The organism is Streptomyces luteireticuli (genome assembly GCF_041519305.1).
Taxonomy (GTDB): Bacteria; Actinomycetota; Actinomycetes; order Streptomycetales; family Streptomycetaceae; genus Streptomyces; species Streptomyces luteireticuli.
Genome location: NZ_CP167927.1, coordinates 2,607,820 through 2,630,744 on the forward strand (window position 1 = coordinate 2,607,820; position 22,925 = coordinate 2,630,744).

At 73.4% G+C, this 22,925-nt stretch carries 19 protein-coding genes; 4 read left to right on the forward strand and 15 right to left on the reverse strand.

Going from position 1 to position 22,925, the window contains the following annotated elements; genetic code table 11:
* Window positions 1–43: 43 nt before the first annotated feature.
* From AB8735_RS10980 to rsmH, 14 genes are all read right to left on the reverse strand, one after another.
* Window positions 44–646 (reverse strand): cell division protein SepF, encoded by a 603-nt coding sequence (locus AB8735_RS10980; protein WP_199893455.1) that lies wholly within the window; start codon window positions 644–646, stop codon window positions 44–46.
* A 119-nt stretch (window positions 647–765) separates the two neighbouring features.
* Entirely contained in the window at window positions 766–1,485 is a 720-nt protein-coding gene (locus AB8735_RS10985) for a YggS family pyridoxal phosphate-dependent enzyme (RefSeq protein ID WP_344024408.1), read from the reverse strand.
* Window positions 1,482–2,216 carry a peptidoglycan editing factor PgeF gene (pgeF, locus tag AB8735_RS10990; protein ID WP_372406919.1) on the reverse strand — a complete coding sequence of 245 codons (735 nt, stop codon included), beginning with the start codon at window positions 2,214–2,216 and terminating at the stop codon, window positions 1,482–1,484. The genes AB8735_RS10985 and pgeF overlap by 4 nt, the downstream gene beginning before the upstream one ends.
* Before the next feature lie 77 nt (window positions 2,217–2,293).
* Window positions 2,294–3,529, reverse strand: coding sequence for a cell division protein FtsZ (gene ftsZ, locus AB8735_RS10995; protein WP_344024412.1), 1,236 nt, complete (start codon window positions 3,527–3,529; stop codon window positions 2,294–2,296).
* Between the two features lie 240 nt (window positions 3,530–3,769).
* Complete coding sequence (locus tag AB8735_RS11000) at window positions 3,770–4,651, reverse strand: cell division protein FtsQ/DivIB (RefSeq protein ID WP_372406920.1); 882 nt, start codon at window positions 4,649–4,651, stop codon at window positions 3,770–3,772.
* A gap of 28 nt (window positions 4,652–4,679) precedes the next feature.
* Window positions 4,680–5,774, reverse strand: coding sequence for an undecaprenyldiphospho-muramoylpentapeptide beta-N-acetylglucosaminyltransferase (gene murG, locus AB8735_RS11005; protein ID WP_344024414.1), 1,095 nt, complete (start codon window positions 5,772–5,774; stop codon window positions 4,680–4,682).
* 6 nt (window positions 5,775–5,780) lie between these two features.
* Window positions 5,781–7,175 carry a putative lipid II flippase FtsW gene (gene ftsW / locus AB8735_RS11010; RefSeq protein WP_344024416.1) on the reverse strand — a complete coding sequence of 465 codons (1,395 nt, stop codon included), beginning with the start codon at window positions 7,173–7,175 and terminating at the stop codon, window positions 5,781–5,783.
* A gap of 53 nt (window positions 7,176–7,228) precedes the next feature.
* Window positions 7,229–8,668 carry a UDP-N-acetylmuramoyl-L-alanine--D-glutamate ligase gene (gene murD, locus AB8735_RS11015; RefSeq protein ID WP_372406921.1) on the reverse strand — a complete coding sequence of 480 codons (1,440 nt, stop codon included), beginning with the start codon at window positions 8,666–8,668 and terminating at the stop codon, window positions 7,229–7,231.
* Window positions 8,650–9,714, reverse strand: coding sequence for a phospho-N-acetylmuramoyl-pentapeptide-transferase (gene mraY, locus AB8735_RS11020; protein WP_344024419.1), 1,065 nt, complete (start codon window positions 9,712–9,714; stop codon window positions 8,650–8,652). Before mraY ends, murD begins: the two co-directional genes overlap by 19 nt.
* Window positions 9,714–11,135 carry a UDP-N-acetylmuramoyl-tripeptide--D-alanyl-D-alanine ligase gene (gene murF, locus AB8735_RS11025; protein ID WP_372406925.1) on the reverse strand — a complete coding sequence of 474 codons (1,422 nt, stop codon included), beginning with the start codon at window positions 11,133–11,135 and terminating at the stop codon, window positions 9,714–9,716. Before murF ends, mraY begins: the two co-directional genes overlap by 1 nt.
* A gap of 65 nt (window positions 11,136–11,200) precedes the next feature.
* Window positions 11,201–12,934, reverse strand: coding sequence for a UDP-N-acetylmuramoyl-L-alanyl-D-glutamate--2,6-diaminopimelate ligase (locus AB8735_RS11030; protein ID WP_344024421.1), 1,734 nt, complete (start codon window positions 12,932–12,934; stop codon window positions 11,201–11,203).
* Window positions 12,935–12,970: 36 nt separating this feature from the next.
* A complete protein-coding gene (locus AB8735_RS11035; protein WP_344024423.1) occupies window positions 12,971–14,881 on the reverse strand; it encodes a penicillin-binding protein 2 in 1,911 nt (636 codons plus the stop codon).
* A 4-nt stretch (window positions 14,882–14,885) separates the two neighbouring features.
* The gene (locus tag AB8735_RS11040) at window positions 14,886–15,638 is read right to left on the reverse strand and encodes a septum formation initiator family protein (protein ID WP_372406927.1); all 753 of its coding nucleotides are present in this window, start codon (window positions 15,636–15,638) and stop codon (window positions 14,886–14,888) included.
* On the reverse strand, window positions 15,635–16,603 hold the full coding sequence (gene rsmH / locus AB8735_RS11045; protein WP_344024425.1) for a 16S rRNA (cytosine(1402)-N(4))-methyltransferase RsmH: 969 nt from the start codon (window positions 16,601–16,603) through the stop codon (window positions 15,635–15,637). The genes AB8735_RS11040 and rsmH overlap by 4 nt, the downstream gene beginning before the upstream one ends.
* Before the next feature lie 375 nt (window positions 16,604–16,978).
* On the opposite strand from rsmH, the gene AB8735_RS11050 reads away from it, so the two are divergent.
* The 4 genes from AB8735_RS11050 (at window position 16,979) to AB8735_RS11065 (ending at window position 22,213) form a co-directional block, all read left to right on the forward strand.
* Complete coding sequence (locus AB8735_RS11050; RefSeq protein ID WP_372406930.1) at window positions 16,979–17,533, forward strand: beta-class carbonic anhydrase; 555 nt, start codon at window positions 16,979–16,981, stop codon at window positions 17,531–17,533.
* Window positions 17,534–17,625: 92 nt separating this feature from the next.
* Window positions 17,626–18,606 carry an AAA family ATPase gene (locus AB8735_RS11055; protein ID WP_372406932.1) on the forward strand — a complete coding sequence of 327 codons (981 nt, stop codon included), beginning with the start codon at window positions 17,626–17,628 and terminating at the stop codon, window positions 18,604–18,606.
* Window positions 18,603–19,958 carry a DUF58 domain-containing protein gene (locus tag AB8735_RS11060; RefSeq protein WP_372406934.1) on the forward strand — a complete coding sequence of 452 codons (1,356 nt, stop codon included), beginning with the start codon at window positions 18,603–18,605 and terminating at the stop codon, window positions 19,956–19,958. Before AB8735_RS11055 ends, AB8735_RS11060 begins: the two co-directional genes overlap by 4 nt.
* Window positions 19,955–22,213 (forward strand): transglutaminaseTgpA domain-containing protein, encoded by a 2,259-nt coding sequence (locus AB8735_RS11065; protein ID WP_372406935.1) that lies wholly within the window; start codon window positions 19,955–19,957, stop codon window positions 22,211–22,213. Before AB8735_RS11060 ends, AB8735_RS11065 begins: the two co-directional genes overlap by 4 nt.
* Window positions 22,214–22,454: 241 nt before the next feature.
* Here AB8735_RS11065 and AB8735_RS11070 read toward each other — a convergent pair whose 3' ends face one another.
* Window positions 22,455–22,850 carry a DUF3040 domain-containing protein gene (locus AB8735_RS11070; RefSeq protein WP_372406936.1) on the reverse strand — a complete coding sequence of 132 codons (396 nt, stop codon included), beginning with the start codon at window positions 22,848–22,850 and terminating at the stop codon, window positions 22,455–22,457.
* Window positions 22,851–22,925 lie beyond the last annotated feature (75 nt).

The following is a 22,925-nucleotide window of genomic DNA, read 5'->3' on the forward strand; positions in this document are numbered from 1 at the left end:
TCCATTTGACCGTCACTCACCGGCATTGCCTGATTGTGCGTCTCTAGCTCTGGTTGAAGAACCCGCCCTCTGCGATACGGGCCTTGTCCTCCGCCGTGACATCGACGTTAGCAGGAGACAGCAGGAACACCTTCTGCGTCACCCGTTCGATGCTGCCGTGCAGACCGAAGACGAGACCGGCGGCGAAGTCGACAAGTCGCTTCGCATCGGTGTCGTCCATCTCGGTCAGATTCATGATCACCGGGGTGCCCTCGCGGAAGTGTTCCCCGATGGTACGGGCCTCGTTGTAGGTCCGGGGGTGCAATGTCGTGATGCGGTAGGGCTCCCGCTCGGACACAACTTTGGGCATGATCACCGGTGCGTTCTTCTCCAGGGAGTGGCGTTCGGGTGTGATGGACGACACGGGGGCGATTCGGGCGGGTCGTCCCGTTTCCGCTGTCAGCGGAGCGGGTTCGCGCTGCGCCGGGGGCTGGGCGACTCGAACCGGTTCGTCCGGTTGCGTCTGTTGGGCCTGGTGCTGCTGCCGGCGCCGGTCGGGCTCCGGCTCGGGCTCGAACTCGTCATCGGGGTCGAATCCCCGGCCGTCGTACCCATCGTCCTCCACGAGGCCGAGGTAGACCGCCATCTTGCGCATCGCGCCGGCCATTCTCTGCGTCCTCCGCTCTGTGGTGGATCGGCTCCTCTAACGGCGCTGGATCCACTTGGTCTGCCCGACTTCTGACGGGAATGACCATATTTTGTGCTGTGGTCCGACTCTTGGCGACGTTACCCGAGCCGTGGTCGGCTTCCGAGTACCGCTGTGCCGACGCGTACATGTGTCGCACCCGCCGCCACCGCGTCCTCCAGATCAGCGCTCATTCCTGCGGACACCATGTTCGCAGCAGGATGGGCCGCGCGCAGGTCCGTTGCGATTTCCCGCAGCCGCTCGAACGCCGCCCGCGGCCGCCCCGCGTACGGCCCGGCCAGCGGAGCCACCGTCATCAGCCCCGCCGGGCGCAGTCCCTGGGCCCCGGCGATCGCGTCCGCCAGGGCCGCGACCCCGTCGGGAGCGACCCCGCCCCGCCCTCCGGCCTCTCCCGTCTCCGCGTCCAGCGCGACCTGAATCAGGCAGTCCAGTTCTCTGCCCTGACGCACCGCCGCCGCGGAAAGTGCCGTGACCAATCGAACCCGGTCAATTGAGTGCACAACGTCGGCATAATTGACCACGGACTTTACTTTGTTGGTCTGCAATTGACCGACGAAGTGCCAGGTAAGGGGCAGGTCCGAGCATTCCGCAGCTTTTGGCGCCGCGTCCTGGTCGCGATTCTCCGCGACATGACGGACGCCCAGCTCGGCCAGGAGGCGGACATCACTTGCGGGATGCGTCTTGGTGACCACGATGAGGGTCACCTCTTCACGCTTTCGGCCCACCGCCGCACATGCTGCGGCGATACGTTCCTCCACCCGGGCGAGATTCTGGGCCAATTGGGTCCTGCGGTCCGTCATCGCCCGGACTCCCCTTCGAGCCATACATAGCTGGCGAGCCGTCCCGTGACGCGCTCGCGCCGGTACGAGAAGTGGTCCGCCGATTCCAGCGTGCACCTGTCCGATTGGGTGACGGCGCTGACGCCCATTCGGCCGAGCTGGGCCCGGACCCCGGCGGCCACATCCACCGCGGGGGTGCCGCCACGGGTGGTGGCCCATGCCTCCGGGACCACCGCGGCGACGTCGGCCCGCATTGTCTCCGGCACCTCGTAGCATCCGCCGCAGACCGAGGGGCCGAGGTGGGCGACGATCCGGGCGGGGTCGGCGCCGAGTCCGGTCATCGCCTCGACGACCGCCGGCACCGCACCGGCGACCAGTCCCGGCCGTCCGGCGTGGGCCGCACCCGCGATCCCGGCGACCGGGTCGGCGAGCAGGACCGGGGTGCAGTCGGCGGTGAGCACCGCGAGGGCCAGCCCCCGGCGGTCCGTCACCACCGCGTCCACGGACGGGACCGGCTCGCCGGAGCGCCACGGCCCGTCCACCACGGCCACGTCCTTGCCGTGCACCTGGTTCATCCAGACGACCATGGCCGGGTCGAGGCCGAGCGAGCGCGCGACCCGCTCCCGGTTGGTCCGGACCGCCGCGGGGTCGTCGCCGACCGCGCCGCCCAGGTTGAGCTCCGCATACGGAGCGGCGCTCACCCCGCCCCACCGGTCGGTGGAGGCGAAGTGCGCGCCGCTCACGTGTGCCACATCGGGCCGGCCCCTGGTGTGCGGGGCGGAATTTCCTATCACCGGGGTCACTTCGGACCGCGTCACTTCAAGCCGCGTCATTTCAAGAAGTCGGGAACGTCCAGTTCCTCGGCGGTCGAGTCCTGGTACGGACGGGCCGGCGGGACCTGGGGGGAGGCCGCCGGGGGCGGCGGGACCTCGGCGACCGGCACCGGGTCCGGAACCGGCTCCTCGGTGCGGGGGGTCACATTGCCCAGACCGCCGAAGGCCGGGCGGGCCGGCTCGGCCGGCGGGGCCTGCCGGCCGGCGGCCGAGGGCGCCGGGGCGCTGCTCTCCTCGCGGCCGTAGGACGAACCGAGCACCTTGTCCCGGTTCTTGGCCGGCGGCTGGCCGCCGTCGAAGCCGGCCGCGATGACGGTGACCCGGACCTCGTCGCCCAGGGCGTCGTCGATGACGGCACCGAAGATGATGTTGGCCTCGGGGTGGGCGGCCTCGCTCACCAGCTGGGCGGCCTCGTTGATCTCGAAGAGACCGAGGTCGCTGCCGCCGGAGATGGAGAGCAGCACACCGCGGGCGCCGTCGATGGACGCCTCCAGCAGCGGCGAGGAGATCGCCATCTCGGCCGCGGCCACCGCACGGTCGTCGCCGCGCGCCGAGCCGATGCCCATGAGGGCGGAACCGGCCTCGGACATCACGGACTTGACGTCGGCGAAGTCGAGGTTGATGAGACCCGGGGTGGTGATGAGGTCGGTGATGCCCTGGACACCCGACAGCAGCACCTGGTCCGCGGACTTGAACGCGTCGAGCACGCTCACCTGGCGGTCCGAGATGGACAGCAGCCGGTCGTTGGGGATGACGATGAGGGTGTCGACCTCGTCGCGCAGGCTGGCGATGCCGTCCTCGGCCTGGTTCGCGCGGCGGCGGCCCTCGAAGGTGAACGGCCGGGTGACCACACCGATCGTCAGGGCGCCCAGCGAGCGCGCGATGTTGGCCACGACGGGTGCGCCGCCGGTGCCGGTGCCACCGCCCTCGCCCGCGGTGACGAAGACCATGTCGGCCCCCTTGAGGACCTCCTCGATCTCCTCGCGGTGGTCCTCGGCGGCCTTGCGGCCGACGTCCGGGTTCGCGCCCGCGCCGAGGCCACGGGTGAGCTCCCGGCCGACGTCGAGCTTGACGTCGGCGTCGCTCATCAGCAGGGCCTGTGCATCGGTGTTGATCGCGATGAACTCGACGCCCTTGAGACCGACCTCGATCATCCGGTTGATGGCGTTGACGCCACCGCCGCCGATGCCGACGACCTTGATGACTGCGAGGTAGTTCTGCGGTGCTGCCACGTCGAAGGCCTCTCGCCTCGAGTTACGTATGCCTGGAGGACGGTTCGCAATGCCAACCCGAACCCTAACGTTGAAGTTTAGGGTTACCCGTGCCACTGTTCCCTGGGTTCCCGGGACAGGACACTAAGTCGACAAGTGGTGCGTGTTCAACGAACACGCCGAACCTCCCGTTTTTCTTTTCACCCTATGTGATCACCCATAGGCGTAGCCAACCAGGGTGCTGCCCGGCCCCACGGTGCGTCAACTCCCCGACGCCGCGGGGGAGCCCGGGGCGCTGACGTCGAAGCGCTTCGCACCGCCCGCCGCCTTCATCAGGGCAGTCAGCGTACGGGCCTTGGCGTCGCCCCGCTCGCCGCTGCCCCAGACCACGGTCCGACCCCCCGTCAACTCCACGGTGATGGAGTCGTACGAGCGTACGCGGATGACGAGGGTGTCCCGGCGCACGTCCGCGGGCAGGGCCGCCGAGGCGCGCACGCCCTCGCGCTCCAGGCGCGCGCGGCCGAAGTGGCGGACGCCCGGCGAGTCCTCCGGAGCCTCCATCACCAGCCGCGGCACCTTGGCGGGAGCGCGGTCGACTGTGGCGAACCGCACGCCCATACCGTCGATTTCGATGAACTTCCCGCCCTTTTCGAGGATCGCCCTCGGCTGACGTTCGGTCACTTCCAGCCGGATTCCGCGCGGCCAGGAGCGGCCGACGTCGACCGACTCGATCCGGGGCAGCCGCTTGCGCAGCCGGTCCGCGATGGCGTCGGTGTCCACGGACACCAGCGGCTCGCCGAGCGGCACGGCGGCGGCCTCGCGCACCTCCCCGGCCGTCAGTACCTCGGTGCCTGCGACCTCGACATGGGTGGCGCGCAGCCAGCTGGAGCCGTACAGGGCCCAGACCACGCCCGTGCCGAGGAGCACGGCCGCGACCGCCGCCAGGATCAGCCGGGTGCGCCGCGAGAACCCCGCGAACAGGCCGGTGCGGCCCGCACGGGACCGCGCGGCGCCCGCCCGGCCCCTGGGCCGGGCGGGCTTCTTCTGGGGGCCCTTGGGGGGCCGGGAGGAGCCGGCCGACGACTTCGGCCCCGGCTTACGGTTCCGTTCGCCGCCGCGCCGGGCGGTCGTCGGTCCGGCCACGCTGCTCAGCCTCCCTGCCTGCGGGCCGTCAGCCCGCCCTGCGTGCGGCGATCGCCTCGTACACCATGCCGACCAGCAGCTCGTCGGCGTCCCGGCGGCCGAACTCGGCGGCGGCGCGGGACATGTCGTACAGCCGGTGCGGGTCGGTGAGCACCGGGAGCACGTTGTGGTGGATCCACTCGGGGCTCAGCTCGGCGTCGTCGACCAGCAGTCCGCCGCCGGCCTTGACCACCGGCTGGGCGTTGAGCCGCTGTTCGCCGTTGCCGATGGGCAACGGGACGTAGGCGGCCGGGAGCCCGACGGCGGACAGTTCGGCGACGGTCATCGCGCCCGCGCGGCAGAGCATCATGTCGGCCGCGGCGTACGCGAGGTCCATGCGGTCCACATACGATACCGGGATGTAAGGCGGCATTCCGGGCATGTTGTCCGCGTGCGGCAGGTCGTTCTTCGGACCGACCGCGTGCAGGATCTGGACGCCGGAGCGCTGCAGCGAGGGGGCGACGGCCTGGACGACCTCGTTCAGCCGGCGGGCGCCCTGCGAACCGCCGGAGACCAGCAGCGTCGGCAGGTTGGGGTCCAGACCGAAGGCCATCCGCGCCTCGTGGCGCAGGGCCACCCGGTCCAGGGTGGCGATGGTGCGGCGCAGCGGGATGCCCACGTAGCGGGCGTTGCGCAGCTTGCTGTCGGGGGTGGACACGGCCACCGCGGCGGCGTAGCGCGAGCCGATCTTGTTGGCCAGGCCCGGGCGGGCGTTGGCCTCGTGGACGATGATCGGCACCCCGAGCCGCTTGGCGGCCAGGTAGCCGGGCAGCGCCACATAGCCGCCGAAGCCGACGACGCAGTCCGCCTTGGTGCGCTCCAGGATCTGCTCGGCCGCCTTGATGGTGCCGCGCAGCCGGCCGGGGACGGTGATCAGCTCCGGGGTGGGCTTGCGGGGCAGCGGTACGGCGGGAATGAGGCCGAGCTCATAGCCCCGCTCGGGCACGAGCCGGGTCTCCAGCCCGCGCTCCGTGCCGAGCGCCGTGATCCCCACGGTCGGGTCCTGCCTGCGCAGGGCGTCCGCGAGGGCGAGCGCGGGCTCGATGTGGCCGGCGGTCCCCCCGCCGGCGAGTACGACATGCACCGAAATTCACCGCTCTCCGGACGGCCGCTTCTTGACGCGCCGTCTCATCGTCTTCCATCTCACCCCAGGCTGCCGCATGGCCAGTGCCGCCCGCGCACCGGGCTCGTCGCGCGCGAAGGCGATGAGCAGACCGATGGCGAACATGGTCGGCAGCAGGGCGGACCCTCCGTAGGAGAACAGCGGCAGCGGTACTCCGGCGATCGGCAGCAGGCCGAGCACCGCACCGATGTTGACCACGGCCTGGGCCGTGATCCAGGTGGTCACCGCTCCCGCGGCGTACCTCACGAAGGGGTCCTCCGTGCGTCCGGCCACGCGGATACCCGCATAGCCTAGAGCCGCGAACAGGGCGAGAACCGACAGCGTCCCCGCCAGACCCAGCTCCTCACCGGTGATCGCGAAGATGAAGTCGGTGTGGGGCTCGGGCAGTTCGCCCCATTTTTCGACGCTCGCACCGAGTCCGGCGCCGAACCAGCCGCCGTTGGCCAGGGCGTAGATTCCGTGCACGGCCTGCCAGCACTGGTCGTTGGTGCCCGGGTCGGTGGCGCCGATGCAGGCCAGCCGGGACATGCGGTTGGCGCTGGTCTTGATGAACAGGAAGGCGAGCGCCGCCGTGACGCCGATCACTCCGGAGAACAGCCGGGTGGGGGCGCCGGCCACCCACAGCAGGCCGAGCAGGACGGCGGTGAGGACGACGGTGGTGCCCATGTCGCCGCCGATCATGATCAAGCCGAGCAGGACGAAGGTGACCGGGACCAGCGGCACCAGCAGGTGCTTCCACTGGGTGAGCAGCTTCTTGGACTGCTTGCGGGCCAGCAGGTCGGCGCCCCAGAGCACCACGGCGAGCTTGGCGAACTCGCTGGGCTGGGCCTGGAAGGGGCCGCCGAGGGAGATCCAGTTGGTGTTGCCGTTGATGGTCTCGCCGATGCCCGGGACCTGGACCAGGACGAGCAGGAAGGCCGTTCCGGCGAGCAGTGGATAGGCCAGCGCCCGCAGCAGTTTGACGGGGGTGCGGGCGGCCACCAGCAGCAGGACCGCGCCGATGGCGGCGGCCAGCAGCTGCTTGCGGAAGAAGTAGGTGGGGGCCAGCCCGCTCTGCAGCGCCTTGATCTGGGAGGCCGAGTAGACCATCACCAGACCCAGCACGAGGATCAGCAGCGAGCCGCCGAGGATGAGGTAGTAGGCCGTCAGCGGGCGGTCCCAGGCGCGTCTGGCGCGGATGTGCAGGGTGCGCAGCCCGCCCAGGACGGTGCCGCGCTGCGGGCCGCCGCGGCCGCCCCCGGAGGCGCCGCCGCGGGCGGCCGGGGGCCGGGAGGGGCGGACGGACCGGGAGCCCGCGGAGGGCCCGCGCAGGGCCGTCCACGGGCCGGACGGCCCCGGCCGTGGTGCGACGTGCTCGTGCATCCGGTCCCCTCCGCTGCTCCCGCGCCGTCCGGCCCGCGGCGGGCGCCGGGCGGCTACTCCTTGGTGGTGCGGCCGGAGGCCAGCTCCCGGACCGCGGCGGCGAACGCCTCGCCCCGCTCGCCGTAGTTGGTGAACATGTCCATCGACGCGCAGGCCGGGGCCATCAGGACGGTGTCGCCCTCGCCGGCGAGCCGGGCCGCCTCGCGGACGGCCTCGGCCATCGCCCCAGTGTCGGTCCGGTCGAGGTCCACCACCGGGACATCCGGGGCGTGTCGCGCCAGCGCCTCCTTGATCAGCGCGCGGTCCGCCCCGATCAGGACGGCGCCGCGCAGCCGCTTCGCGGACCGGGTGACGAGCTCGTCGAAGGTGGCTCCCTTGGCGAGGCCGCCCGCGATCCACACGATCGACTCGTAGGAGGCCAGCGACGCCTCGGCGGCGTGCGTGTTGGTGGCCTTGGAGTCGTCCACGTAGGCCACGCCCGCCACGTCGGCGACGTGGGCGATGCGGTGGGCGTCCGGCCGGAAGGCGCGCAGTCCGTCGCGGACGGCCTTCGGCTCCACGCCGAAGGCGCGGGCGAGGGCCGCGGCCGCCAGGGCGTTGGCGATGTTGTGCGGCGCGGGCGGGCGGATGTCGGAGACCTCGGCCAGCTCCTGGGCGTTGCGCTGCCGGTCGGCGACGAAGGCCCGGTCCACGAGGATGCCGTCCACCACGCCGAGCTCGGAGAGGCCGGGGGCGCCGAGGGTGAAGCCGATGGCGCGGCAGCCCTCCTCGACGTCGGCGTCGCGGACCAGCTGCTCGGTGCGCACGTCCGCGGTGTTGTAGACGCAGGCGACCTGGTTGCCCTCGTAGACGCGGCCCTTGTCGGCCGCGTAGGCGGCCATGGAGCCGTGCCAGTCGAGGTGGTCCGGGGCCAGGTTGAGCACGGCCGCGGAGTGGGCGCGCACGGAGGGCGCCCAGTGCAGCTGGTAGCTGGAGAGCTCGACGGCGAGGACGTCGTAGGGCTCCTGGGAGAGCACCACGTCGACGATCGGTGTGCCGATGTTGCCGACGGCGGCGGTGCGCAGCCCGGCGGCCTCCAGGATCGAGGCGAGCATCTGGACCGTCGTGGTCTTGCCGTTGGTGCCGGTGACCGCGAGCCAGGGCGGGGCGCCCTCGCCGCGGATCCGCCAGGCGATCTCGACGTCGCCGACGACCTCCACGCCCGCCGCGGCGGCGGCCGCGAAGAGCGGGCTGTCGGGGCGCCAGCCGGGCGAGGTGACGACGAGGTCGGTGCCCTCGGGGAGGGTCTCGGCGTCACCGAGGCGGACGGCGATGTCGTCGCCGATCCCGGCCGCGCGCTCGCGCAGGGCCACGCTGTCACCGCCGTCGACGACGGTGACGCGGGCGCCGAGGCCGGCCAGGGCGCGGGCGGCGCTGACGCCGCTCACGCCGAGGCCGGCGACGGTGATGTGCTTGCCGTTGAACTCCGAGGTGGTCACTTGATGGCCAGCCATCCCGCGTAGAAGATTCCGAGGCCGACGGCCACGCACAGGCCCTGGATGATCCAGAACCGGACCACCACAAGGACTTCGCTCCACCCCTTGAGTTCGAAGTGGTGCTGGAGCGGGGCCATCCGGAAGACCCGCTTCCCGGTCATGCGGAAGGAGCCGACCTGGATCACCACGGACATGGTGATGAGGACGAACAGGCCGCCGAGCAGGGCGATCAGCAGCTCGGTGCGGGAGCAGATGGCCAGACCCGCGAGCGCGCCGCCCAGGGCGAGCGAACCGGTGTCACCCATGAAGATCTTGGCGGGCGAGGTGTTCCACCACAGGAAGCCGAAGCACGAGCCCATCAGCGCCGAGGCGACGACGGCCAGGTCGAGCGGATCGCGCACCTCGTAACAGGCGGCGCCGGAGGTCAGCGGGTTGCCGCACCACTGGCCGTGCTGCCAGGTGCCGATGAAGACGTACGCGCCGAAGACCATCACCGAGGCGCCGGTGGCCAGGCCGTCGAGGCCGTCGGTGAGGTTCACGCCGTTCGACATCGCGAGGATCATGAACAGCGCCCAGACCACGAAGATCACCGGGCCGAGCGTCCAGCCGAAGTCCTGGGTGAACGACAGCCGGGTCGAGGCCGGCGTCTGCCCGCGGACGTCCGCGAACTGCAGCGCGAGCACCGCGAAGGCGATGCCGACGATCAGCTGGCCGGCCATCTTCGCCTTGGCGCGCAGACCGAGGCTCCGCTGCTTGACGATCTTGATGTAGTCGTCGAGGAAGCCCACCAGGCCCATGCCGGCCGTCAGGAACAGCACCAGCAGACCGGAGGTCGTCGGGTTGCTGCTGGTGATGACCTTGGTCAGCGCATAGGCGACGAGCGTGGCCAGGATGAAGGCGATGCCACCCATGGTGGGCGTGCCCTTCTTCCCGGCGTGGCCGCGCGGGCCGTCGTCGCGGATGAACTGGCCGTAGCCCTTGCGGGCCAGGAACTTGATCAGCAGCGGGGTGCCGATGAGGGTCAGGAAGAGACCGATGACACCCGCGACAAGGATCTGGTTCATCAGCCGGTGACCTCGCCCTCAGCGGCGAGCAGCTGCTCGGCCACCCGCTCCAGGCCCACCGACCTGGACCCCTTCACCAGTACGACGTCCCCCGGGCGCAGCTCGCTGCGCAACAGGTCGACCGCCGCCCGCACGTCGGACACGTGCACCGACTCCTCACCCCACGAACCCTCGTTGTAGGCACCCATGCACAGCCAGGCCGCTTCCCTGTCCCCGACTGCCACGAGCTTGCTGACGTTGAGCCGGACGGCGAGCCGTCCGACCGCGTCGTGCTCGGCGAGCGACTCCTCGCCCAGCTCGGCCATCTGTCCGAGCACCGCCCACGTGCGGCCCCCCCGCGCCTTGGCGGCGTCGCCCATGGCGGCCAGCGCGCGGAGCGCGGCTCGCATGGACTCGGGGTTCGCGTTGTAGGCGTCGTTGACGATCGTCACGCCGTCCGCGCGCTCGGTGACCTCCATCCGCCAGCGGGAGAGCTGGCCCGCCCCGGAGAGCGCCGAGGCGATCTCCTGCACGGGCATGCCCAGCTCATGGGCGACGGCGGCGGCGGCGAGCGCGTTCGACACGTGGTGCTCACCGTACAGCCGCATCGTCACGTCGGCGCACCCGGTGGGGGTGTGCAGCGTGAAGGAGGGCTGCCCGGCCGCGGTCAGCCGGACGTCCGCGGCGCGCACGTCGGCGTCGGCGGCCTCGCCGAACAGCACGACGCGGGCCTTGGTGCGGTCGGCCATGGCGCGCACCAGCGGGTCGTCGGCGTTGAGGACGGCGACGCCGCCCTCCGCGGCCGCCGGCAGGGCCTCGACGAGCTCGCCCTTGGCAACGGCGATCTGCTCCCGGCCGCCGAACTCCCCGATGTGCGCGGTGCCGACGTTGAGCACGAGGCCGATGCGCGGCGGGGTGAGCTCCGCGAGGTAGCGGATGTGCCCGACACCGCGGGCGCCCATCTCCAGGACGAGGTGGCGGGTGTCCTCGCCGGCGCGCAGCGCGGTCAGCGGGAGGCCGATCTCGTTGTTGAGGTTCCCGGCCGGGCAGACGGTCGGGCCGAGCCGCTCCAGCAGCTGGCCGATCAGGTCCTTGGTGCTGGTCTTGCCCGCCGAGCCGGTCAGCCCGACGACGGTGGCGCCCAGGCGCTCGGTGACGGCGCGGGCCAGCGCGCCGAGCGCGGCGACGACATCCGGGACGACGACGGCGGGTACGCCGACGGGGCGGGTGGCCAGTACGGCCACCGCACCGGCGGCGATGGCACGGTCGGCGTAGTCGTGCCCGTCGACATGCTCGCCGGCGAAGGCCGCGAACAGCCCGCCGGGGACCACCTCACGGGAGTCGATGACGACGGGGCCGGTGACCCGGGCGTCCGGGTCCGGTATGTCGTGCTGCTGCCCGCCGACGACGGCGGCGATCTCGGCGAGGGACAGAGGGATCACCGGTGGTCACCCCCGGCCGTTCGGGAGTGCTTCCGGGGGGAGGGTTCTGCGCGCATGGCGGTCTGTCATCCCTGGTCGTTCCGGTGCGTGGCCGCCTGGGTGCGCTCGATGGCCTCGCGCAGGACCAGACGGTCGTCGAAGGGGCGTACCACCCCGGCGATGTCCTGGCCCTGCTCGTGGCCCTTGCCCAGGACGAGGACGGTGTCGCCGGGTTCGGCACGGACTACGGCGGCCGCGATGGCCTGGGCGCGGTCCTCCATCAGCAGGACGGCGCCGCGCTCGCCCGCGGGCACCTCGGCGGCGCCCGTGAGCATGCTGGCGAGGATCGCGAGCGGATCCTCGGAGCGGGGGTTGTCGGAGGTCAGGACGGCGGTGTCGGCAAGGCGGGCCAGCGCGGCGCCCATCGGGGCGCGCTTGGTGGTGTCCCGGTCGCCGCCGCAGCCGAGGACGGCGTGGATGCGGCCCGGGGTGACCTTGCGCAGGGCGCGGAGAACCGATTCGACGGCGTCCGTCTTGTGGGCGTAGTCCACGACGGCCAGATAGGGCTGCCCGGCGTCGACCCGCTCCAGCCGGCCGGGGACGCCGGCCACGGCGGCGACGCCGTCGGCGGCGGCCTGCGGCTCGGTCCCGGCGGCGACCAGGGCGACGACGGCGGCCAGCGCGTTGGCCACGTTGAAGGGCCCGGCCAGCGGCGAACGGGCGGACACCCGGACCCCGTCGGGGCCCTCGACGGTGAACGAGGAGTCGAACGGGCCGGTGACGACGTCCACGGCGCGCCAGTCGGCCTCGGGGCGGCCCTCGGCGGAGAAGGTGACCACCGGCACCTCGGAGTCGCCGACGAGCCGGCGGCCGTACGCGTCGTCGAGGTTGACCACGCCGAGCCGGCTGCGCTCCTTGGTGAAGAGCTCGGCCTTGGCCCGGTAGTAGTCCTCCATGCCGGAGTGGAACTCCATGTGCTCCGGGCTGAGGTTGTTGAAGACCGCGACGTCGAAGACGCAGCCGTCGACCCGGCCCAGCACCAGCGCGTGGCTGGAGACCTCCATGGCGACCGAGCGGACGCCCCGCTCGCGCATGACGGCGAAGAGGGCCTGGAGGTCGGTGGCCTCGGGGGTGGTGCGCTCGGACTTGATCCGCTCGTCGCCGATGCGGGACTCGACGGTGCCGATCAGGCCCGTCAGCCCGCCGGCGGCGCGCAGCCCTCCCTCCCGTCGCCCACCACCGCCCTTGGTGGACTGCGCTGCGCGCAGGCCCCCCTCAATGAGATACGCGGTGGTGGTCTTCCCGGAGGTGCCGGTGATGCCGATCTGCAGCAGCTCCCGGCCGGGCTCCCCGTAGACCGTCGCCGCGAGGGCGCCCATCCGGGCCCGCGGGTCGTCCACGACGAGGACCGGGAGGCCGGTGGCGGCGGCGCGCTCGGCGCCCGCCGGGTCGGTCAGCACGGCGGCGGCGCCGAGACCGGCCGCCTGGGCGGCGAAGTCGGCGCCGTGGAAGCGGGCGCCGGGCAGGGCGGCGTAGAGGTCGCCGGGGCGGACGGCGCGCGAGTCATGGGTGATGCCGGAGACGGCGGCGTCCGAAGCGCCCTCGGGGACCCGGATGCCCAGCTGACCGACGAGGTCCGCGAGGGGCACGGGCCGGACCCGGGTGGGACGGGGCGCTCCCGGAGCGGTCGCTTCCGGGGGCGTGGCTGGGGACTGATCAGCGTGGGGCACGGCGGTGAGCGTACCGGGCGCACCCGGCCCGTCGCGAAGCGAGGGGCACGCGGGGGCCCGGTTCCCGGGGTGGACAGTGCCGTGCGTCACAGTCCCACGGCCCGGCGGCGTCGCACGGGGGCTCACCTAATATTCCACGGGCAGCCGGGGCGGCGGGCTGCCCGAGGGCGGCACCTGGAGGGTCTTCAGCGCGAAGGACATGACCTGCTGGAAGACCGGTCCGCAGATCTGGCCGCCGAAGTAGCTGCCCCGGGTGGGGTTCTGGATGGCGCAGTAGACCGTGATCCTCGGCTGGTCGGCGGGGGCGAAGCCGGCGAAGGACGCGGTGTAGCCGTGGTAGCGGCCGGTGGCCGGATCCACCCGGTTGGACGTGCCGGTCTTGCCCGCCACCCGGTAGCCGGGGATCTTCGCCTTGGTGCCGGTGCCGTCCCGGTCGTCGACCACGGATTCGAGCATCGTGGACAGCTGCTTGGCGGTCTTCTCGCTGATCACCCGGGTGCGCGGCGGGGTGGCCGCGGGGGTGAACCGCCCGTCGGGCCCCTTGCTGCCGCGCACCAGCGTCGGCCGCACCCGCTCGCCGCCGCCCGCGATGGTGGAGTAGACGGACGCCGCCTGCAGGGCGTTGAGGGACAGGCCCTGGCCGAACGGGATGGTGTACGCCTGCGACTGCTCCCACTTCTGCCACGGGGCGAGGATGCCGGGCGTCTCCCCGGGGAAGCCCAGCCCGGTGGGCTTCCCCATGCCGAACTTGCTCAGGTACGAGTGGAGGACCTGGTTGGCCTGCTCCCTCGTCTTCCCGAGCTGCTCGCTGGCGAGGATGGTGCCGATGTTGCTGGACTTGGCGAGCACCCCGTTGAGGGTCAGGTGCCAGATCCCGTGGTCGATGTCGTCGGCGAACGAACGGTCGGCGCGCGGCAGCCGGTTGGGGACCTCGACATGGGTGTCCGGGGTGGCCGCGCCCTCCTCCAGGACGGCGGCCATGGTCATCACCTTGCTGACGCTGCCGGGCTCGTAGGCGTCCTGGACGGCCGCGTTGCCCATGGCCGCGCGGTCGGCGTGGGCGAGGTCGTTGGGGTTGTAGCCGGGGGCGTTGGCCATGGCCAGGATCTCGCCGGTGCGGGAGTCCTGGACGACGACGTAGCCGCGGTCGGCCGCCGAGGCGCGCACCTGCTCGGCCACCGCGTTCTGGGCGGCCCACTGGATGTCCCGGTCGATGGTCAGCTCGACGTCCGAACCGGGCACCGCCGCCTGCTCCTTGAGGTCGCCGGTGGGCACCTGGCGGCCGCCGGACTGGGCGTAGACGCGCTTGCCGTCCTTGCCCGCGAGCTCGGTGTTCAGCTGGGCCTCCAGCCCGCCGCCGCCCCGGCCGTCGGCGTTGACGAAGCCCAGCATCCCGGCGGCCAGATCCCCGTTGGGGTACACACGCCTGCTGTGGGCCTCGCGGTTGAGGCCGGTGAGCAGGTTGACCCCGCCGCGCCCCTTGGGCGTGCGGGCCGCCTCCTTCTTCTTCAGCTCCCGGATCCGGTTCCACACCTGCGGGGTCTGCTGGCGGGCCAGCACCACGTACTTGGACCTCGGGTTGGCGGTGAGCTTCTCCTCGATGCCGTCCGCGCTCTCGCCGAGGACCGGGGCGAGCAGGGCGGCCGCCCTGCGCGGGGCGTCGGGGATCTTGATCCGCTCGGGGGTGAGCAGGTCGGGCGCGGCGGTGATGTCGTAGGCGTCGACGGTGGTGGCCAGGTCCACCCCGTTGCGGTCGGTGATGGTGCCGCGCTCGGCGGCCAGGGTGACGGGGATGTAGCGGTTGACGTTGGCCCGGGCCGCGTATGCGCTCGCGTCGACGGCCTGCACCTGGAGCAGCCGCATGGTGAACGCCAGCATGACCAGCGTGAGCGCGAACCCGATCAGGCGCAGCCGGGGTTTGGGACTGCCCAGGCGCAGGGGCTGCGCCGCGACGGCGGAGCGCGGCCGGGTGCCGGTCCGGGCCGCGGGACGGGCGGGCCCGGGAACCGGGCGGCGGGGCTGCCTGGGCGCCGTCACTTCGTCACCTGCCTGGGGATCCGGGGACGGTGGGGGTCTGCGGCGGGGTACCGGCCGGGCCGGCGGGCCGTGGGGGCTGCGGGTACGGCGGGAGCGCCGGGGTCTGCCCGTTCGCCGCGGGGCCGCTCGGCCGCTGGGGCTGGACTGCGGGCGGGTTCTGCCCGTTCGGCGCCGTGGCGGCGGGCAGTTGGTACGGCTGGTACGCCGGGTCCGGCACGGGGGGCGCGGCCGGCGGACGGGGTCCTCCCGGCACTCCCTGTACGCCCGGGGCGTTCGGTGCAGCGGCCCGGTCCGGGACGACGGCCGGATTCGGCGGCGTTCCGGGCGGGGTTCCCCCGGGACGCACGGCCCCCGGGACGTACGCCGCGGGGTCCGTCTCCGGCGTGCCGCCGGCCGGCGGGGCCGGGGCCGGGACGCCGTGGACCGTGCCGTCCGGGCCGAGGAAGGCGGGGCTGCCGCCGGGGACCAGGCCCAGCTCGCGGGCGCGCCGCTCCAGCGCGTCGGGGGCGGCGAGCTGGTCCACCTCCTGCTGGAGCGCCTGCTGTTCGTCGGTCAGCTCGGTGGTCTTGCGCTGGAGCTTGGTGAGCTCGAACGACCCTTGGTTGAGCGAGGAGTTGAGCAGCAGCAGGGCGATGAGGCCGGAGCCGAGGAGGAAGACGACCAGCAGGACGAAGGGGGTCCGCCGCATTCCGGCGGGCCCCAGGGGCAGCAGCCGGCCGAGGAGCGCGCCCCGGCCGCGGGCGGCGGCCGGTGTCACGGCGCGTCCCCGACGTCCTCGCGGATGCGCTCCGCGCCCCTCAGCCGCGCCGGGGCGGCCCGCCGGTTCTCGGCGATCTCCTCCTCGGTGGGCAGCTCGGCGCCGCGGGTGAGCAGCTTGAGGCGCGGCTGGTAGCGCTCGGGGACGACCGGCAGCCCGGGCGGGGCGGTGCTGGCGGCCCCGGCGGCGAAGACGCCCTTGACGATGCGGTCCTCCAGCGACTGGTAGGACAGCACCGCGATCCGGCCGCCCACCGCGAGCGCGGCGACGGCCGCCGGAATGGCTGCCTCCACACTGGCCAGTTCGGCGTTGACCTCGATGCGCAGCGCCTGGAAGGTGCGCTTGGCGGGGTTGCCGCCGGTGCGCTTGGCGGCCTGCGGGAGCGCGTCGCGGATGAGCTCGACGAGCCGGGCGCTGTTCGAGAAGGGCTCCTTCTCGCGCTCCCGGACGACGGCCGAGACGATCCGCTTGGCCTGCTTCTCCTCGCCGTACGCGCGCAGGATCCGCACCAGTTCGCCCGGCGGGTAGGTGTTGAGGACCTCGGCGGCGCTGATGCCCGTCGTCTGGTCCATGCGCATGTCCAGCGGCGCGTCCTGCGCGTAGGCGAAGCCGCGGTCCGCCTCGTCGAGCTGCATGGAGGAGACGCCGAGGTCGAAGAGGACGCCCTGCACCTTGGGGATGCCCAGGCGCTCCAGCACCTCGGGGAGCTCGTGGTAGACGGCCTGCACCAGGGTGGCGCGCTCGCCGAAGGGGGCGAGCCGCTCGCCGGCCAGCTTCAGGGCGGTGGGGTCCCGGTCGAGGGCGACGAGCCGCACTCCGGGGAAGGTCTTCAGCAGCGCCTCGCTGTGCCCGCCGGCGCCCAGGGTGCAGTCGACGACGACGGCGCCGGGCCCGGTGAGAGCGGGAGCGAGCATGTCCAGGCATCGCTGGAGCATGACGGGGACGTGTCGCGCGTTGCCGGCCATGGGCCCTTCTGGGAGTGGGGTACGGCGCGTCGCGCACGCACCGCCGGGTCCCCGCCCGCTCGAAGGGGATGCGGCACGCGGGGCGGCCGGGAGCGGGAGGAGGCCGAGAGGTACGGGAACGTCGCGCACGTGCGGGTTCTTCGAGTCAACGGATCCAAGGGGAGCGTCTCGCCTCCCACTTCGCGCCACTTTAGTCCACTCGTCCCTTCGGTCAATCAACTGGCCAGCGCGTCCCCCGGCGGACCGCCGGCCCCCTTCATTCGCACAGATATACGAAGATCACCCCTGTGGCTTACCTCACAGAAGCCCGGGTCGGGCAGGATTGCCCCTCCCTCGGGCGGGCCGACGGGCCCGTGGCCGACTACCGTCATGCGTATGTCGATATCCGCGACCCCGCCCCCCAGCCGGAACCCCGCGCCCGGCAGCAGCCGGCCGACGGTCACCGACCGCCTCGTCGAGGCCAACGCGGAGTACGCCGCCGCGTTCACCGATCCGGGCATGGACGCCCGGCCCGTCCTGAAGGTCGCGGTCGTCGCCTGCATGGACGCCCGTCTGGACCTGCACGCCGCGCTGGGCCTGGAGCTCGGCGACTGCCACACCATCCGCAACGCCGGCGGTGTGGTCACCGACGACATCATCCGCTCCCTCACCATCAGCCAGCGCGCCCTGGGCACGCGTTCGGTGGTGCTCATCCACCACACCGGCTGCGGCCTGCTCGACCTCACCGAGGACTTCCGGCACGACATCGAGGCCGAGGTCGGCCAGCGTCCCGCGTGGGCGGTCGAGGCGTTCAAGGACCTCGACCAGGACGTGCGCCAGTCCATGCAGCGCGTCCGCACCTCGCCGTTCCTGCCGTACACCGACGACGTGCGCGGCTTCGTCTTCGACGTGACCACGGGACGGCTGCGGGAGATCGATCCCCAGCGATAGCCGGCTGTGCCGGAACACGTCTGCACACAACACAGCCGCCTGCTGCCGCGTCCGCGGGAGCGGGCGGCCGCGACGGGCCGAGGAGGGCCGGGGTGACCACCTTTGACGAGCGGACGGGGCTCGGCGAACTGACCAGTACGGCGGAGCGGATCCGCGCCTCGGTGGAGGGCGTGATCGAGGGCAAGCCGGAGGTCGTGCGACTGGCGCTGACCGTGCTGCTCGCCGAGGGCCATCTGCTGATCGAGGACGTCCCGGGCGTGGGCAAGACCATGCTCGCCAAGGCGCTGGCCCGGTCCGTGGACTGCTCGGTGCGGCGCATCCAGTTCACCCCCGACCTGCTGCCCTCGGACGTCACCGGGGTGAGCGTCTTCGACCAGCGGGAGCGGGAGTTCGAGTTCAAGCCGGGCGCGATCTTCGCCCAGATCGTCATCGGCGACGAGATCAACCGCGCCTCCCCCAAGACCCAGTCGGCCCTGCTGGAGTCGATGGAGGAGCGGCAGGTCACCGTCGACGGGCACACCCATCCGCTGCCCTCCCCCTTCATGGTGGTGGCCACCCAGAACCCGGTCGAGATGGAGGGCACCTACCCGCTCCCGGAGGCACAGCGCGACCGGTTCATGGCCCGCGTCTCGATGGGCTACCCGAGCCCCGAGGCCGAGCTGCGGATGCTGGACGTGCACGGCGCCGCCTCGCCGCTCGACGACCTCCAGCCCGCCGCGCACGCGCACGACGTCGTCAAGCTCGTCGAGGCCGTCCGCGAGGTGCACGTGGCGGAGCCGGTGCGGCGGTACGCGGTGGAGGTGGTCTCCGCCACCCGCGGCCACCCCGAACTCGGCCTCGGCGCCTCGCCCCGGGCCACCCTGCACCTGCTGCGCGCGGCGAAGGCGGCCGCGGCGCTGGCGGGGCGGGAGTACGCGCTCCCCGACGACGTCCAGTCGCTGGCCGTGCCGGTCCTGGCGCACCGGCTGCTGCCCACCGCGCAGGCCCGGCTGAACCGGCGCACCGCCGAGCAGGTCGTCGGCGACATCCTGCGCCACGTCCCGGTGCCCGATCCCCGGGCACGGCGGCCGTGACGCCGGGGCCGCCGCAGGACGGGACCCCGGCCGGGGAGGAGCCGGGGGGCCGTCGCGGACTGCGGGCGACGTTCGGCGGGCTGACCACGCGCGGGCGGTCGTTCCTGGCGGCCGGGGCCGCCGCCGTCGGCTGCTCGTACGTCCTCGGCCAGGAGGACCTGCTCCGGGTCGGCCTGCTGCTGGCCGCGCTGCCGGTGGCCTGCGTCCTGGTGCTGCACCGCACGCGCCACCGGGTCACCGGCAGCCGCCGGCTGGCCCCGGAGCGGGTGTCCGTGGGCGAGGAGGCCCGGGTGCACCTGGCCGTCGAGAGCGTCTCCCGGCTGCCCACCGGTCCACTGCTGCTCCAGGACCGGGTCCCCTACGACCTGGGCCCGTGGCCCCGCTTCGTCCTGGACCGGCTGGAGCCGGGCGCACGGCGCGCGGTCTCCTACCGGGTCCGTGCCGAACTGCGCGGCCGGTATCCGCTGGGGCCGCTCCAGCTGCGGCTGACCGACCCGTTCGGCATGTGCGAGATCGACCGGGGCTTCAGCGTCCGGCAGACGCTGACGGTGGTGCCGCACTGCGCGCCGCTGCCGCCGGTGGCGCTGGGCGGCGAGGCGGCCGGCCACGGCGAGGGCCGGCACCGCGCCGTCGCGCTGGCCGGTGCGGACGACATCATTCCGCGCGGTTACCGGCACGGCGACGACCTGCGCCGGGTGCACTGGCGGGCGACCGCGCGCCACGGCGAGCTGATGGTCCGCCGCGAGGAACAGCCCCAACGGGCGCACGCGACGGTCCTGTTGGACACCCGTGGCATCGCGTACGCGGGCGCCGGACCGGGGTCGGCCTTCGAGTGGGCCGTGTCGGGGGCCGCCTCGGCCGCCGTCCATCTGCTCCAACGCGGCTTCTCCGTAAGGCTGCTGACCGACACCGGGGCCTCGGTCCCCGGCACCGACGGCCTCGCCGGCACCGGGCACGATCCCCTCGACGCGGCCGCGCCGCTGCTGGACGCCCTCGCCCTGATCGACCACTCGGAGGCGGAGGACCTGTCCGGCGCGCACGAGGCCCTGCGGGACGGGCGGACCGGGCTGCTGGTGGCCTTCCTCGGCGAACTGGCCGGGGAACAGGCCGCGTCGGCCGCCCGGCTGCGCGGACGCGGCGGCACGGCCCTCGCCTTCGTCCTCGACCCGGAGGTCTGGACGGGCGCGGCGGCCGGGTACGACGGCGGCGCGCGCCCCCTGCGGCTGCTGCGCGAGGCGGGCTGGACCGTGCTCCCGGTGGCTCCCGGCGACGCCCTGCCCGACCTGTGGCGGCTGGCCGGGATGGGTGGGGCCAAAGAAGACGACGGCATGGTGACGGGGGGACGGGCGTGAACGGAGCGACACGGCTGGCCGTCTGTGCCGTCCTGGCGACGGCCGGGGCCGCCAGCGCCCTGGTACCGCTGGTGGACGGCGCGTCCTGGCTGGCCGACGCCGTCCTGCTGCTGGCCGTCCAGAGCGCCGTCGGCGCGCTCGCCCGCCGGGTGCCCCTGCCGCGCACCGCGACGGTGGCGCTCCAGGCGCTCGCGACCCTGCTGCTGCTCACCGTGGTCTTCGTCCGCGACCGCGCGGTCGCCGGGCTGCTGCCCGGCCCGGACGCCTTCCGGCAGTTCGCGGAGCTGCTGCGGCAGGGCGGCGACGACATCGGGCGGTACGCGATCCCGGCCCCGGCGACCCCGGGCATCGAACTGATGCTGGTGGGCGGCGTCCTGGCGGTCGGACTGGCGGTGGACGCGCTGGCCGTCACCTTCCGGCACGCGGCGCCCGCCGGGATGCCGCTGCTGGCCCTCTACTCGGTCGGCGCGGGACTGACCCGGGACGCCACGGACTGGCTGTGGTTCCTGGCCGCCGCCGCGGGCTATCTGCTGCTGCTCCTCGCCGAGGGCCGGGAGCGGCTGACGCGCTGGGGCCGGGTCTTCGGCGAAGGGTCCGGCGCCTCCGCCCCCGCCCGCACCGGCCGCCGGATCGGCGTCCTCGCGCTGGGCACCGCCCTGGCCGTCCCCCTCGTGCTGCCCGCGATCGACGGCGGGCTGCTGTCCCCGCGCGGCCGGGGCGGCGACGGGCACGGCGAGGGCGGGACGATCTCCGCGGTCAACCCGGTGGTCTCCCTGCGGGACAGCCTCAACCAGCCCGAGAACCGCGAGGTGCTGCGCTACCGCACCTCGCTGGAGGCCCCGCGGGACCAGTACCTGCGCATCGTCGCGCTCGACCACTTCGACGGGCGGACCTGGCGGCCCTCCGAGCGGCAGATCACCGACCTCCCGGAGCGGCTGCCCGCCCCGGCCGGGCTCTCCCCCGAGGTGCGGACGCTCCGCGTGACCACCTCCGTGGCGGCCTCCGACACCTACGCGCAGACCTATCTGCCGCTCCCGTTCCCCGCGGACTCGGTCCGCGCCGACGGCCGGTGGCGCTACGAACCGGAGGGCCGGTCCCTGATCGGCGACCACGGACAGACCACCCGCGGCCTGCGCTACCAGGTCACAAGCCTGCTGCCGCAGCCGACGGCCGAGCAGCTCGCCCGGGCCCCCGAGCCGCCCGAGCGGATGCGCGGCGAGTACACCCAGGTGCCCGCCACGCTGCCCGAGGTGGTGGCACGGCGGGCCCGCGAGGTGACGGCGGGGGCCGGCAACGCGTACGAGCGGGCGGTGAAGCTCCAGGACTGGTTCGCGGTGAGCGGCGGCTTCCAGTACGACACCGGGGTGAGGTCGGGCGACGGCGACGACGCCATCGCCTCCTTCCTGGAGGCCAAGCGGGGCTTCTGCGTCCACTTCTCCTTCTCGATGGCCGCGATGGCCCGCACGCTGGGCATCCCCGCGCGGGTCGCGGTGGGCTTCACGGCCGGCAGCCCGCAGGGCGACGGGACGATGTCGGTGGGCAGCAAGGACGCGCACGCCTGGCCGGAGCTGTACTTCGAGGGGGCGGGCTGGACGCGCTTCGAGCCGACGCCGAGCCGGGGGGCGCCGCCGGAATACACGGTCACCCGCGATCCGTCCCGCGCCGGGGCGGGCGACCCGGGCGCCCCGGGGCCGGACCGCTCGCCGGGCACGCTGCCGGCGCCCTCCCGGGGCGGCACGGGCCCGACGCCGGGCGGGGCGGAGGCCGGGAGCGTCTCCCTCGACGGCTCGTCGTCCACCGGTTCCGCCCCCGTGGTGTGGGCCGCCGCGGCGGGCGCCCTGCTGCTCGTCCTGTTCCTCGCGGTGCCGGTGTGGCGCGTGGGGATCCGGGCCCGGCGGCTGGGCGAGGGCTCACCGGAAGAGCGCACGCTGGCCGCGTGGCGGGAGCTGACGGATTCGGCGTGGGACTACGGGATCGCGCCGGACCGGTCGCGGACGCCGCGGGGCTCCGTGGAGCGGATCGTTTCGGCCGGTGCGCTGGACGCCGCTGCGGCGGCGGCCGCGGGGCGGGTGGCGACGGCGGTGGAGGGCGCGTTGTACGCGCCGCGGCCGGTGCCTCCCGGTGATCTCGCCGGGGATGTCGCGCTGGTGCGGGCCGGTTTGCGCACTTCCGCGGGGCGGGTCGCCCGGGTGCGGGCGGTGCTCGCGCCGCCGTCGGCACGGCAGTTGGTCGCGCGGCTGCGGCGCCGTGGTTAGCGGGATTTGCCCCTGTCCCGCCCTTTCACCGTTTCTTGCGCGCTGCCGCGCGGGGCAACGCGGCTGCGCCGCGTTAGTCCTCAAACGCCGGACGGGCTGAAAATTCAGCCCGTCCGGCGCTTGAGGACACCCGCGCGGAGCGCAAGGAAACGGTGAAAGGGCGGGACAGGGGCAAACCAAAAAACGCCGAACGCCGGACGCCCGCACCTTCGGTGCGAACGCCCGGCGTTCAAAAGAAAAGCTAGCGCCCCTGCTCGTCGCGCCGCCGCTGCCACCGCTCCTCGATGCGGTTCATCATCGACCGCCGCTGCCGCGCAGAACCGCGCCGCCCGGGGGCACCCATCGCCCCCCGCGGAGAACCGTTCCGCGGCGCCTTGCGCCAGCCCGTGACCACGAGCACCGCGCAGCCGAGCATGACGAGGAACCCCACCACGCTGATCCAGATCCACTGGGCGACCATTCCGGCCATGAGGAGCGCGATGCCCACCAGAAAGCCCGCGATCGCCTGGTAGACCCGTCGCCGGGTGTACGTGCGCAGGCCGCTGCCCTCGAGCGCTGTGGCGAACTTGGGATCTTCGGCGTACAGCGCTCGCTCCATCTGCTCGAGCATGCGCTGCTCGTGCTCCGAGAGCGGCACGGAGTCCTCCTACTCGTCGGTCGCGGGGGTGCGACCGGGTGCGACCCTTTCAGGATAGGCAGGGAATCGCCCCCG